This is a genomic window from Klebsiella sp. RHBSTW-00215 (genome assembly GCF_014103785.1).
Classification (GTDB): domain Bacteria; phylum Pseudomonadota; class Gammaproteobacteria; order Enterobacterales; family Enterobacteriaceae; genus Klebsiella.
The window spans coordinates 680185-693665 of sequence record NZ_JABXQS010000001.1 but is presented as its reverse complement, the minus strand read 5'-3'; the positions used below and the strand labels follow the sequence as shown (position 1 = coordinate 693665).

Below are 13481 nucleotides of genomic sequence, written 5' to 3'. Positions count from 1 at the left end.
TGGAGGATGAGATGGCTGATTTAGACGATATCAAAGAGGGAAAAAACTTCGGCTTAGACCGTCCGCAGCAGAACACGCTCTATACGCTGAAGGGCTGTGGTTCGCTGGAGTGGGGGATGCAGTCGCGGCTGGCGCGCATTTTTAACCCGCAGAGCAACCGCACGGTAATGCTGGCGTTCGATCACGGCTATTTTCAGGGGCCGACCACCGGGCTGGAGCGTATCGACCTCTCTATCGCGCCGCTGTTTGAAGAAACCGATGTGCTGATGTGTACCCGCGGCGTGCTGCGCAGTCAGGTGCCTGCGGCGACGAATAAGCCGGTGGTGCTGCGCGCCTCGGGCGGTAACTCGATTTTAAGCGAACTCTCTAACGAATGCGTGGCGGTGGCGATGGAGGACGCGCTGCGCCTCAACGTCTGCGCGGTAGCGGCGCAGGTCTATATCGGCAGCGAGCACGAGCATCAGTCGATCAGCAATATCATCAAGCTGGTGGATGCCGGGAACCGCTACGGGATGCCGGTGCTGGCGGTAACCGGCGTGGGTAAAGAGATGACCCGCGACGCCCGATACTTCTCGCTGGCCAGCCGTATTGCCGCCGAGATGGGCGCGCAGTTTGTGAAAACCTATTTTGTTGAGGAAGGCTTTGAAAAAGTGACCGCCAGCTGCCCGGTGCCGATCGTTATCGCCGGAGGGAAAAAGCTGCCGGAGCTGGAAGCGCTGGAGATGTGCTGGCGGGCGATAGATCAGGGCGCATCCGGCGTGGATATGGGGCGCAATATCTTCCAGTCCAGCGCGCCGAGCGCGATGCTCAAAGCAGTGAAAAAAGTGGTGCACGAGAATCTGAGCGCCCGCGAGGCGTATCAGTTCTGGCAGGAGGAAAAACAGGGAGAGCTGAAATGAACGTGACGCTGGTGGAAATTAATATCAAACCGGAGCGGGTCGATGAGTTTCTTGAGGTGTTCCGCGCTAACCACGAAGGAGCATTGCTGGAGCCGGGCAATCTGCGCTTTGACGTATTGCAGGACCCGGAGGTGAAGACGCGCTTTTTTATTTACGAAGCCTATAAAGACGACGAGGCGGTGCTGGCGCACAAGAAAACTCCGCACTATCTGGCCTGCGTGGCGAAGCTGGAGGAGATGATGTCGCAGCCGCGGCAGAAACGCAGCTTTATCGGCCTGCTGCCGGCGGTGTGAAACTGGCCCCTCACCCCGGCCCTCTCCCCACAGGGGAGAGGGAGAAAAGCGGAGCCGTCGGTTAAATAGGGTGTGGGGAGAGGGAGAAAAGCGGGTCGGAGCAGTGGATAAAAAGCGGCGCCGAACGGTTCCCTCTCCCCGGCGGGGAGAGGGTTAGGGTGAGGGGAAAACGCTACGGCTGGCGGAAAAACTCGTTATACAACATATACAAATGCGCAGCGCTCCAGGAGAAGTTCGGTGCTCCCTGCTGCGCGCCGGTCAGCGGATTGTAGTTCTCCTGAATCGGGCCGTCGGAGGTTAACCCTTTGGCGTGCCTGAAGAAGGCGTCCGCCAGGTTCAGCGCCTCTTCTCGATGGCCGTAGCGTTCCATCCCTTTCAGGCCGAACCAGAACTGATCCACCCACACGCGACCGCGCCAGTAAATATCTGCGCCAAACGCCGGATTGGTTAATGCGGCGGTGCCCAGCGGTACAAAGGTGTTGAACTCTTTATTATCCAGCATCACCGAAATCACCTCGTCGGCATGCGCCTGAGTCGCCGCGCCGTTAAACAGCGGCGACCAGCCCTCCGGGCCTTTGCCGCGCTCGACGATCGGCTTACCGGCGCAGCCGTTCGCCAGCGGCTGCTCCTCAATACGAATGTCGTAATAGAATTTTGTCTGCGGGTCGAACATGCAGGTGTTGATGTAATCGGCGAGCTTTTTCGCCAGCGCCTGGTAGCGTTTCGCCTCTTCCGGCTTGCCGAGGAGGGCCGCCATCTCAGCCAGGTAGTGGTTATCGCTGTACATATAGCTGGCCTGATCGACCGACTCCTGCAACAGCGAATAGCCGAGCAGGTTACCGCTCTGATCCCGGTTTTCAGCGAATTTCACCGTCCAGTCGCTGCGTTTCCCGCCGTTGGCGATGTATCTATCCAACTGCTCTTTATCGATAAAGCCGAACACCGCCGCGTCATCGCGCCCGGACTCCCAGGAGGCGGCCACCTGCGCCGGGATCTCCAGGCTGTCGTAATCGCCCTTCGCCGTCACTTGCTCGTAGGTTTTGAGGCCGGAGAGTACCTCTTCTTTATCACCCTTTTTCACGGTAAACAGCATCTCGCCGCTGGCAGTATTGTGCGCTTTATCGCGGGTCGCACCGTACTCCGGCACGCCGTTGCCGTTGTGGTCGCGGTTGCGCAGCCACCAGTCATGATAGGCCACCAGCTTTGGATACATCTCCTCCAGCCAGGCTTTATCTTTGGTGACGTTATAGACCTCCATCACCGACCAGGCGGCCAGGCTCGGCTTGGTATTGCGTTCGTTCCAGTTGCTGCCGTCGCCGCCGCGCTCCGGGCTCAGGTTCCAGGCGATCAGATCCGGAACGAACCCGGCATCCTGTGGGCGAACCTTGTCATTGGCGGCGATCTGCCAGGAGAAGACGGCGCGAATATTCTCTTTGGCGATCTCCGGGTTGAAGTGGGCCATGGCGTAGGCCTGTTTCCAGGTATCCCACGGCCAGGTCTGGTTACCGGAGAACCAGCGTCCGGTCACCGACGGCGTGACGGTATTGTGCTGCACCGCACCGCCGGGGGCGCGCCAGTTGCCGTTCAGGGTTTCGATGGCTTTCACCGCTACCCGGGTTTGTTCTGCGGTGGCGTCAGGGTTGGTCAGCCCCTTTTGCAGATAGCCGTTCCAGCGCTGTTCGGAGGCGCTCAGGTAGTGGGCCGGGCGCGCCAGAATATCGCGGATTTGTGCCTTCTCAAGACGCACCTGTTCGGCGGTTAGCAGGTGCGAGTAGGTGGTGTAGATTGTCGTTGAGCCATTTATCTGTGCGCTGCTGGTGAAACGATGCCCGTCGATTTTGGTTACCGTCGGCAGGGAGCGATGCACCTGATACTGCGATTCGCCGGAGGTCATTAAATCGGAGGCGGAACGGACTTTGCCAAAGCTCACCGTCAGACCATCGTGAGTGGCGCTCAGGCGGCGCTGATAGTCCGGGAAGGCTTCATCAATGGTTTTACCCGCCAGCGGTTTACCCTCTTTCGCGGCCAGTTTCTCCAGCAGTTCGCCGTTCCAGACTAGCTTAAGCGGCGTGTTGCTGGTTATTTTAGTTTCCAGCAAAGAGGTGTGCGCGCTGGCGAAGCGCAGCGTCATTTCAACCTGCACACCGGGGGCTGAGAGCTTTTGTACCAGCGCGCCGGGCAGGCTCCAGGCCTGCATCGTGAAGGCGACCTTTTTATCGTTCTGGTACACCGTCAGGCGATCGAAATTGGTCGCCATAAAGTTGATGTACTCCTCGGTCAGTAGCGCAGGTCCAGGAAAGCCGCCCATAGTGGCAGGGCCGTCCGGCAGCAGGTGTCCATGCCATGCGCCAAGATCGAAAAACGGGTTGAAGCGCTGGTGGTCATCGTAATCAAAATCCTGCATAGATTGTGGTGCGCCGCTACGGTTGATGACGTTTTTAAACTCATCAGCGGTCAGCGCATGGGCGGAAAAACTGAGCAGCAGCGCGCAGGCCAGCGGCGTGAGAGTGGTGATTATTTTCATGGTATGTCTGTCCCTTGTTACCAATAGAAATATTGCATCAGGAAAACCTGGTCGCTCGGATCGCCAGAGGCGTTTTTCATGTAGAACCGGCTGTCTGCTGCGGTAGCAAAACGCCCGCCGCCGTATTCATACCAGATCCCGAACTGCATAAATGAGGTGGTTTCCTCGGCGGCGTTATCCGGGCGATGTTTGGCGTAGCTGTACGCGGTGGAGAGATAAACGCCCTTGAGCGCCTCATACATGGCGCTGGCCATAAAGCCGGTTTCGGTCCCTGGGACGTTCCGCCCTTTGGCGCGACCGGTGTGGTGCCAGGCGCGAGCGGCGAGATTGGGGGAGAGAATACCGGTTAAAAACAGCTGTCCGGTGCCGTCGGTCACTTCCAGACCGTTCATCCAGGTGACATCTTTGGCGATATCGTACTGAATATAGCCGTTGACCATCGCCGGATAGGTGTATTTATCGTCGTAACGGTCGTATTTGCCGAAATGCAGCCAGGCTTTGCCTTCATCGTGATGCCCGGCGGGCGTGGCGGTCACGCTATAGCGAAAGTCGCCTGCCAGGTTTTGCACCTTGAGCGCGTACATAATGTCGCGCGTGTTGGGGATCACGTAGCCGAGGTCGGGGGTGAAATCGCCCCACCATTGCAGGTCATCGAGCGATGAGTCCTGGCGCAGGCTGAGCATGATCTCGGTACTGTTATCGGTTTTATATCCACCATAGAAGCGGTTAATACCGCCTTCAAATCCGCCCCAGCTATGGTCCGGTACCCAGGCGTTGCCCTGGTTATCGGCCTGCACCGTCCAGCCTTCGCCATAAATTAAGCCGAACCAGTTGCCGTGCTTTATTTCCAGCCCGCCTTCAATATAGGTGCCATCGCTATATTTGTGTTTATCCTCGCCTTCTAAATCCATATATCCGCCGACGCCCAGCTCGCCGTAAAACCGATATGACGTGGTGCTGATGTCTGGCGTCTTCATATCATCATGTTCTGCCGGATGAGCAACGTCAGCAGCCATTGTCGGGGCGCAAAAAGCCAGGGCGGCAAGCGCCCCGTAAAAGTAGTTATTATTTTTCATAGAGTGATTAAGAGGTAGTGAGTTTTAATTTTTAAGAAAAAGTCTTATTAAGAAGCATCAGAGGCCGGTGCCGCTTCAATTCTTTTTTCTTCCTGAGTTAATCCCTTCACGTATTTGCTGTATTTCCACCATGCAAATCCGAGGAAGATAACGATCCCGCCGACGTTATAGAAAATAATCGTCAGAATATTGCCGCCGGTTGGGAACGTTGAAGCAACGAAGCCGATGGCGAAAATAACAATCAACATGGAAACCACCGCGATGCCGGTGGTGCGCGAGCCCATCTTGAAATCGCGCGGCAAATGGTCGAGCTTGCGGCGCAGGTTAAGGTAGGCCAGCATAATAAACAGCGGCGGCAGCATCGAGGCGGCAGCGGTCATGTTGATGATGGTGTTCATTAAATCCTGCACCGTATTGGAGCCCATCATCGGGATAATCATCAGCGGAATAACAATCAGGAACTGAATCCACGCCGCGCGCGCCGGTACGCCATTCTGATTGAGCTCGACGGTCTTTTTGCCAAATATCCCGGCCGGGATTTCGGAGAAAAAGATTTTTACCGGCGTCGCGGTCCACATTAATAATGAACCGAACATCGCAGTGAAGGAGACCAGGCCGACAAAACGGTTAACCAGCAGTTCCGGTAGGCCAAAATATACCGCCATGCCATGGAAGACCTGTACCGAGCCGCCGGTGAATTTCAGCTCTTTGCTGCTGATAAACACGTTAATCAGCACCGAGGAAATCGAGTACAGCACGCCAATCACTATTCCCGCCATAATGATGACTTTAACGAATGACTTTGATCCGCCTTTGACGTCGTTAACATACACCGCGACGGATTCTGCGCCGCCAGCCGCCATAAAAATCCAGGTGGTGATGCCAAGAAACGCCCAGTTGAAGTTGGGGATCATCGCATCCACGGTAATGGGATCCGCAGGTTGAATACCGCCCACCAGCGCGCTGCCTGAGAGCAGAATGTAGGAGAGCGTCAGCAGTAGCATCAACGATGACGTGACCGAGGTAATCGGCCCCAACATTTTTGCGCCGTTGGTGGAAACCCAGGTGGATAAAGCGAACAGCGCCATGCTCAGCACCGTGGTGGCGACAGGTGTCAGAATGTACTCGTAGCCGAGAAAAGCGTAAGAGGCGTAGGCAATCACGCGCGGCAGCAGCGAGGTGAAAAAGAACAGATTCACAAACCAGTAGGTGTAGGCGGTAATAAACGCCCAGCGCCCGCCCAGCGAGCTTTTCACCCAGGCGTAAACGCCCGCCTCGGAGTTTTTATTCAGCGAAACGAATTCGGCAATAATCAGGCAGAAAGGGATGAAGTAGAACAGGGTGGCGAGGAAAAACATCGGTGCCGACGCCAGCCCCAGCTCAATATTGTTATTGATAACGTTGTTAAAACTGAAGACGGCGGCGAAGGTCAGCGACAGCAGACCGAACTTGCCGATGGTATTACGTTTGGTATCAGACATAACACATCTCCACACATTATCCCTCAGAGAGTGGCCGAAGGGGATTGTGTTGTTTGTAGGGTAGAGGCAGTTAAGTATTATGGTTAATTTAGTAAAAATTTTAGTAAATAAAAGCGGTAAAACTGAATTGCTTTAACTCGATCACGAAAATGGTTGGCGGGACGTCATCTCAACAGGTAAAAAAAATCCCGCCTGCTGATAGGGTGCAGGCGGGAAGTCGGGTGCCTATTTCGCCGGATTTACTGCGCCTTTCAGCGCCGTCTGTTGGCTTTTCTGCTGTTTTTTCTCAAAGCGGGTTATCCACCACCACGCGAGACCGGAGAAGACCGCGGTCATAAAGACGTTAATGAAGAAGGCGTTTACCAGGTCGACGCCCGGCGGGAAGGCGGAGGCGGTCATGCTGACCAGGAAAATCACCATCAGCATCGACACCACGCCCATCCCGACCTTTCTTGACCCCATGCGGAAGTCGCGCGGCGTGTCGTCGTGTTTCCAGCGGAAAACAAAGTAGGCAGCCATAATGAACAGCGGCGGCAGCATGGCGGTGCCCGCGGTCAGGTTGATGGCGGTATTCATCATCTGCTGGACGCTGGCGGAGCCGAAGCCGTTGACGATAAGCATCAGCAGGACGAAGACAAACTGCCACCAGGCGGCGCGTACCGGCACGCCGTGAGCGTTCAGCTCGGTGGTTTTTTTGCCATAGATGCCCGCAGGAATTTCAGAGAAGTGAATTTTTACCGGTGCGGCGGTCCACATCATCATGCTGCCGAAGATGGCGATAAACAGAATGATGCCGACGAAGCGGCCCATCAGCGCTTCAGAAATATGGAAGTAAGCGCCAAGGCCGGTGAAGATTTCCACCATCCCCGCCGCGTAGGTCAGATCTTCGCGCGCCACAAAGACGTTTACCAGCAGTGAACCCAGCGCATACATACCGCCAATCAGCACTCCGGCGGTGATGATCACTTTAATAAACGATTTCTGCCCGCCTTTGGTGTCGTTCAGGTAGGCGGCAACGGTTTCAGCACCGCCCGCGGCCTGGAAAATCCAGCACATGATGCCCAGCGTTGCCCAGTTAATGGTAGGGGCCATGGCGTGCAGCGTAATCGGCTGCGCTGGCACGTGACCCGAACCCAGTGCGGTGAAGGCGCCGACGACGTAAATCGCAAACAACGCGAAGACGCCATATGCCACGCATTCGGAAATTTTCCCCAGCCACGTCGCGCCTTTGGTGGAGATATGGGTCGCCATGGCGAACAGGACGATAGAGATCAGTGAAGTGACCATCGGCGAGAAGGGAATGGCGTAACCCATAATCGCGTACGACGCGTAGGCCACCACGTTCGGCAGCAGCGACAGGAAAAAGAACAGGTTCACAAACCAGTACAGGAACGAACCCAGATAGGCCGCGCGGGTGCCTAAAGGCTGTTTCAGCCAGGCGTACATGCCTGACTCGGAATTTTTATTCGCTGAGACGAACTCGGCGATGATAAACACAAACGGGATAAAGTAAACCACCGTGGCGAACAAGAAGATAGGAGCGGAACTCAGTCCTAACTCTATGTTGTTATTAACGATATTACGCACGTTAAACACGGCGGTAAACGCCATCGACAGCAAGGCGAATTTACCTATTTTGGCACGTATTGATTCGGACATAAGTCCTCCGAAAATTTAGCTGGCCCGGATTTGGGGCTGGAACCGGGACGGCCAGCGGGCGCACCCGCTGGCCTCTTGTTGCTTAACGTAGGCTTACTTATTCAGAAAGTAGCCATCTTCAATCGTTACTTTGAGCACCACTTTTTTGACCGGTGAATCGCAGATAAAACGGTAAGCTTCGTCGGTATCGCAAATCACCATTTGTCCTTCATGGACCTGGACGGTTTCACCAAGGCCTTTCAGATATTCGCGGTCGGTTTCATCACGGTAGCAGGCGACGGTCTGGAGCTGCTCTTTGGCGGCAAACTCTATTTTTTGCTGACCTTGCAGATAATAGTGCACTTCAAAATAGCGGCGATTACCGACAAAAAGCGCATCGGTGGTGCTATTGCTTTCCACACGATAGGAGAGCGAATCGCCGATGGAGTGAGCGACGCCGGGCCGAATATTGTCGATGTTATTGATGGCTTCCACGCAGCGTTGCCATTTACGTCCGCTGTGATAGACCTGCTTAAACTGTTCTAAATTATCGAGAATTCTCATTTTTCAGCCTCGCTGTGTGAATCGGAGGAAAAGAAACCGGCGTCAAAGTTATGATTCGCCAGCCTCTGCGAGGAAGCGCATCCGCCTTCCAGCGGCAGCAACGTGAAGCCGTAGTTGAACGGTTTGAGCCAGACGCGCCAGCTATCCAGCACCTCGCTGCCCCAGGAGTTAGAGCCCAGTCCGAGCAGTTGGGCGTCGATATTCAGGGTGATGTCATCGCTGCGGCGCAGTTCGTTGCAGTGCTGCGCGGCATGCAAATTCTCAGCCGTATAGTGCCAGGCGCTGACGTTGAGCGGGTTACGCGGCACCACCATCAGGCCGCTGCCGTGGCGGTCGGTAAAAGAGGCCCAGCGCACATGCTGGCGGTTGCCGTTATTCTGCGGGAACGGGTAGTTCACGAACATGTCGTCGACGGTGGTGCGCCAGACGTCAATGATGTTGCTTTGCTGGCTGTCGGCGTAGTTTTCGCCCGGCCCGCGACCATAATAATTGACCTGCTCAAACTGACCGTTAATGCCGAGCATAAAGCCGATGCACGGTACGATATGCGGGTAATCACCGTAGCGTTCGCCTTCAAGCTCAACGTTGATATGGCCCTGCGGAGTGACCTGCCAGCGATAGGTACAGCGCATGCCGAAATCGAAAACCGGCGGGGCGATGATGCTGCGGGTGGTGATAATCACCGTTTCACCGCGCTGCTCGGCGCTGAATTCACGCAGATGCTCCTGCATAATTTGCAGATGATTTGGCTGCCACAGCCCTTCGTATTCCTGCTTATGGTTATCAATCATCGGTTTGAAGAAGTTAATCTTCGGCTCGCGGGTCACCTGGTCGATGCCGTTCACCTGCCATTCGCTGAGCTTGCCGCTGACTTTCGAGAACACCACGCGGAAGTTGTGCCCGGTGATGCTGTAGCTCAGGCGTTCATCGGCAATGTGCAGCGGGGTGGCGCTGGCGTTGATGAGCGGTGTTTTGGCTGCGGTCTGCTCTTTAAGCTGGAAGTGGTAGACGGCGATTGGGTGGTTGGCTTCGCTGTACGGCGTACGGGAATCTTTGGTCACCATGATGTTGACGAAGGTTTCGCGATCGTCGAGCGCCGGCAGGTCGATTTTGATATCGCGACTGCTGTTTGCCGCAAGCCCCTGAACCTTAAGCTGTTGGGTCGCCAGCGTTGACCCTTCGGCACGCACTTCAACGCGCAGAGTGTAGTCATCCAGCGTGGAGAACCAGAGCTTATTATCGACGCGCAGCTCGCCCCGGGTGATGTCGGTCGCCTGGACTTTTACCGGTGCGATAACCTGTTTGTACTCTCTGAGCCCCGGCCCTGGGGTCTGATCGGAGAAAATCAGCCCGTCGAGACAGAAGTTATAGTTATTAGGATAGTCGCCGTAGTCGCCGCCGAATTTGTACCACACCGCGCCGTTGTCATCGGTGGCTTGGATACCGTGATCGCACCACTCCCACACGTAGTGGCCCTGAATGCTGTCGTGCTGATAGAACACGTTCTGATATTCGCTCAGCCCGCCGGGGCCGTTGCCCATCGCATGGGCGTATTCGCAGATAATGCGTGGTTTTTCATGCGGATGCTCACCAAATTCGTTCATCAGCGGTACGCGGGTATACATGGTGGAGATGATATCCACCACTTCGGCGTCGCGATCCTCTTCGTAGTGCACCAGACGCGTATCATCCAGCGCTTTGCTGGCGTGGTACATCGCGCGGATGTTGCAGCCATAGCCGGACTCGTTGCCCAGCGACCAGATGATGATGGACGGATGGTTTTTCTGCGCGTGAACGTGGCGCACGATACGCTCGACGTAAACGTGCTCCCATGCCGGGTCGTCGGTGATGGCGCTCAGGTTGCCGACGTTGGCGAAACCGTGGGATTCGACATCGGTTTCCGCCATCACGAACAGGCCGTAAATGTCGCACATCTCATAGAAGCGCGGGTCGTTCGGGTAGTGGGCGGTACGCACCGAGTTAATATTGTGCTGCTTCATCAGCAGCAGATCTTTCTCCACGCGGTCCATTCCCACGGCGCGGCCTTTAAGATGGTCGTTATCGTGGCGGTTAACACCGTGCAGCATCACGTAGCGGTTGTTGATATAGAACAGGCCATCGCGCACTTTGATATCGCGAAAACCAACGCGCTGAGGGATAACTTCGATAATCTCCCCGGCGGCGTTTTTCAACGTCATCACCAGGTGATAGAGGTACGGGTTTTCTGCTGACCACTGCTGCGGCGCTTTCACATCGATAGCAAAATCGACGTTCAGCTGCTGGTTGACGGTCAGGCGCTGGGTTGCGCCTTCATACAGCGCTTTTTCACCGTCGAACAGCGCATATTCCAGTGTGACTTCACCCGCCTGGGCGGCGAGGTTTTCCAGTACCAGCTGGCAGGAGAGGGTAGCGTCAATATAGTCGTCGTTAAAGTCGGTACGCAGGGTGAAATCCTGCACATGCAGCGGATTTTTCCCTACAAGATAGACGTCGCGGAAAATACCCGCCGACCACCACATATCCTGGTCTTCGATATAGGTGGAGTCGGCCCACTGCATCACGCGCACACACAGCAGGTTGTCGCCGGTTGCCACCGCGTGACTGATATCGAACTCTGCCGTCAGGCGGCTGCCTTTACTAAAACCAATGTACTGACCGTTAACGTAGACTTCGAAATAGGTTTCGACGCCATCAAATTTAATAATGGTCTGCTGATCCTGCCAGCCGTCGCTGAGGGTAAAGATACGCTGATAGGCGCCGGTCGGGTTATCGGTCGGAACGTACGGTACGTCAATCGGGAAGGGAAAACCTTCATCGGTATATTGCAGCTGGCCGTGGCCTTCCATCTGCCACATTCCCGGCACGGTAATCGGCCCCCAGTCGCTGAGGTATTGCGAGGTGAACGCTTCCGGTACCAGCAGCGGGTTGGTGAAGAAGCGGAAGTTCCATTGTCCGCTGAGGGACAAAAAGCGGCTGCTGGCTTCACGGGCGAAGGTGCGCGCCTGGGCCTGCGAATCGTAAGAGAAGAAATAGGCCCGCGGCGGCAGCCTGTTTTCATGAGTGAGTTGAAGATTTTCCCAGCGATTCATATCGCCTCCCTGAACGGACTAAATGGATATGGTTTATTTTAGTAAAACTTTTACTAAATAAAACCACCGGAGGCGATTTACTTTAACTCGATCACAAAATGAGCGTTACCGGGCGCCTGGGGTGGGCGTCGGGAAGGGGACATTCCCGGAGGCGATGCTGCGCATCTGTCCGGGCTACCGTTTTGCAGACGGCGGTGAACCCGTAGCCCGGGCAAGGCGCGTGAAGCGCCGCCCCCGGGAGCCGAGCGCAGAGGATTTAGCGTCAGAAACGGGATTAACGGGTGGTGCCGCGTAGCTTAAGTACGCTGGGAACGAATACGTTAAGCGGTAGCGCACGACCATCGCGGGCTTTTTCAACCAACAGGTTAACGCCCTGGCTACCCATCATTTCAGAGTGAATGCGCACCGTGGAGAGCGGCGGGAAGGTAAAGCGTGCGGTGGGGATATCGTTAACGCTGATAAGCGAAATATCTTGCGGAATAGACAGTCCACGCTCATGAATAGCGCGTAATACGCCGATGGCGATGGAGTCCGAGGCGACGAACAGCGCGGCGGGGAAATCCGCTTTCGCCAGCATCATTTTCGCCAGTTCATAGCCGGAGGAGCTGGAAAAGCCGCCGCGCCAGATATCATCTTCCGACACTACGCCCTTCAGGCGACCGTACTCGACGAATGCCACTTCGCGGATATCAGCCTTGCCGGGCTCATCCTGACCGCCAATAAACCCAATGCGCGACGCGCCCTGAGCGATAAAAAAGTCGATCACCTCTTTGGCAATACGCACCAGATCGATATCCACGGCATCATAGCTGCTGCCTGGCTCATGGAAATCGATAAAGCAGATATTGTCAGTTAACGCGGTGGCGGCGTCACGAATAGCGCGTGAAGGCTGGCCGACAATCAATACACCGGTCACTTTTTTTAGCTCGGGCAGAGCGTTATTGAAGTAGCAGTTAGTCAGCTCAATACCAAGCTTTTCGCATTGCGTTTCAATACCATGGCGAATTGCCAGATAGTAAGGATCGTTAATTTCCAGATCCTGCTGATAGCTGTAGATCGCCAGGATATGGTGGTGCCCCACGGTATGAGTCTGAGTCTTACGCGAACTGGTACTTTTATATTCCAGCTTCTCCGCAATCTCCAGGATGCGGTGCTTGGTCTCTTCTTTTACGTTCAGGGTGGGGTCGTCGTTTAATACCCGTGAAACCGTCGCCAGCGAGACGCCCGCTTCGGTCGCGATATCTTTTAGTGTAGCCATTTTTTCCCTTATCTGACGTTGCCCCATCGACGCAAACCATTGTAAAGCAAGCGCGGGCTCCTGCATCTCTTTTCAGTAAATTTCCGCCGTATTATTCATCATCAGCACAGCGTTTTCTCTGATGTAAATCGTGATAGATCTAACACTCCTGTCAATATTATGCGGAAGCGTTGACGATATTTGTTATCTTTTACTAAAATTTTACTTGGGAGGTAAAAGATGGAAACGGTGGTTTATGATGATTTTGCCAAACTGGAAATGCGCACCGGCAAGATAGTGGCAGTCCAACGCCATGCGAATGCCGACAAGCTGTACATTGCCCAGATTGATGTCGGTGAGCGCACGTTGCAGACGGTGACCAGCCTGGTGCCGTACTACAGCGAAGAAGAGCTGCTGGGGAAAACCGTGGTGGTGCTGTGTAATCTGGCGAAAGCGAAAATGCGTGGGGAAACATCGGAGTGCATGCTGCTGTGCGCGGAAACTGATGATGGCAGCGAAAGTGTGTTGCTCACACCTGAGAGGCTGATGCCTGCTGGCGTGCGGGTGGTATAGCAATCTTTCTGGGATTGCCCGGTGGCGTTTCGCTTGCACGGGCCGACGACGGCCTCGAGCATTGTAGGCCGGGTAAGGCGTTAGCCGCCACCCGGCAAAAACGCTAG

10 protein-coding genes are annotated in these 13481 nt (G+C 55.3%); 3 read left to right on the top strand and 7 right to left on the bottom strand.

Annotation, left to right across the window (positions count from 1 at the left end):
* Window positions 1-11: 11 nt before the first annotated feature.
* Entirely contained in the window at window positions 12-899 is an 888-nt protein-coding gene (gene lsrF, locus HV127_RS03345; RefSeq protein WP_182235010.1) for a 3-hydroxy-5-phosphonooxypentane-2,4-dione thiolase, read from the top strand.
* Complete coding sequence (gene lsrG / locus HV127_RS03340) at window positions 896-1192, top strand: (4S)-4-hydroxy-5-phosphonooxypentane-2,3-dione isomerase (protein ID WP_182235009.1); 297 nt, start codon at window positions 896-898, stop codon at window positions 1190-1192. Before lsrF ends, lsrG begins: the two co-directional genes overlap by 4 nt.
* A 172-nt stretch (window positions 1193-1364) precedes the next feature.
* On the opposite strand, the gene ygjK is transcribed toward lsrG, so the two are convergent.
* The 7 genes from ygjK to ebgR form a co-directional block, all read right to left on the bottom strand.
* On the bottom strand, window positions 1365-3716 hold the full coding sequence (gene ygjK, locus HV127_RS03335; RefSeq protein ID WP_182235008.1) for an alpha-glucosidase: 2352 nt from the start codon (window positions 3714-3716) through the stop codon (window positions 1365-1367).
* Window positions 3717-3733: 17 nt separating this feature from the next.
* Window positions 3734-4792, bottom strand: a complete 1059-nt coding sequence (gene ygjJ / locus HV127_RS03330; RefSeq protein ID WP_182235007.1) for a protein YgjJ — start codon at window positions 4790-4792, stop codon at window positions 3734-3736.
* 47 nt (window positions 4793-4839) lie between these two features.
* Window positions 4840-6273, bottom strand: coding sequence for an amino acid permease (locus tag HV127_RS03325; RefSeq protein WP_110272965.1), 1434 nt, complete (start codon window positions 6271-6273; stop codon window positions 4840-4842).
* Between the two features lie 225 nt (window positions 6274-6498).
* Window positions 6499-7932, bottom strand: a complete 1434-nt coding sequence (locus HV127_RS03320; RefSeq protein ID WP_182235006.1) for an amino acid permease — start codon at window positions 7930-7932, stop codon at window positions 6499-6501.
* Window positions 7933-8025: 93 nt separating this feature from the next.
* Entirely contained in the window at window positions 8026-8475 is a 450-nt protein-coding gene (locus tag HV127_RS03315; RefSeq protein WP_182235005.1) for a beta-galactosidase subunit beta, read from the bottom strand.
* The gene (ebgA, locus tag HV127_RS03310) at window positions 8472-11564 is read right to left on the bottom strand and encodes a beta-galactosidase subunit alpha (protein WP_182235004.1); all 3093 of its coding nucleotides are present in this window, start codon (window positions 11562-11564) and stop codon (window positions 8472-8474) included. The genes HV127_RS03315 and ebgA overlap by 4 nt, the downstream gene beginning before the upstream one ends.
* Window positions 11565-11838: 274 nt before the next feature.
* Window positions 11839-12822: a transcriptional regulator EbgR gene (gene ebgR / locus HV127_RS03305; RefSeq protein WP_112213655.1), complete on the bottom strand. Its 984-nt coding sequence runs from the start codon at window positions 12820-12822 to the stop codon at window positions 11839-11841.
* A 219-nt stretch (window positions 12823-13041) separates the two neighbouring features.
* Here ebgR and HV127_RS03300 point away from each other — a divergent pair, with 219 nt between their 5' ends.
* Window positions 13042-13374 (top strand): tRNA-binding protein, encoded by a 333-nt coding sequence (locus tag HV127_RS03300; protein ID WP_110272970.1) that lies wholly within the window; start codon window positions 13042-13044, stop codon window positions 13372-13374.
* The last annotated feature ends 107 nt before the right edge of the window (window positions 13375-13481 follow it).

Coding starts and splice junctions, on each gene's coding strand:
- lsrF (WP_182235010.1), top strand. CDS start 12: ATGGCTGATTTAGACGATATCAAAGAGGGAAAAAACTTCGGCTTAGAC.
- lsrG (WP_182235009.1), top strand. CDS start 896: ATGAACGTGACGCTGGTGGAAATTAATATCAAACCGGAGCGGGTCGAT.
- ygjK (WP_182235008.1), bottom strand. CDS start 3,716: ATGAAAATAATCACCACTCTCACGCCGCTGGCCTGCGCGCTGCTGCTC.
- ygjJ (WP_182235007.1), bottom strand. CDS start 4,792: ATGAAAAATAATAACTACTTTTACGGGGCGCTTGCCGCCCTGGCTTTT.
- HV127_RS03325 (WP_110272965.1), bottom strand. CDS start 6,273: ATGTCTGATACCAAACGTAATACCATCGGCAAGTTCGGTCTGCTGTCG.
- HV127_RS03320 (WP_182235006.1), bottom strand. CDS start 7,932: ATGTCCGAATCAATACGTGCCAAAATAGGTAAATTCGCCTTGCTGTCG.
- HV127_RS03315 (WP_182235005.1), bottom strand. CDS start 8,475: ATGAGAATTCTCGATAATTTAGAACAGTTTAAGCAGGTCTATCACAGC.
- ebgA (WP_182235004.1), bottom strand. CDS start 11,564: ATGAATCGCTGGGAAAATCTTCAACTCACTCATGAAAACAGGCTGCCG.
- ebgR (WP_112213655.1), bottom strand. CDS start 12,822: ATGGCTACACTAAAAGATATCGCGACCGAAGCGGGCGTCTCGCTGGCG.
- HV127_RS03300 (WP_110272970.1), top strand. CDS start 13,042: ATGGAAACGGTGGTTTATGATGATTTTGCCAAACTGGAAATGCGCACC.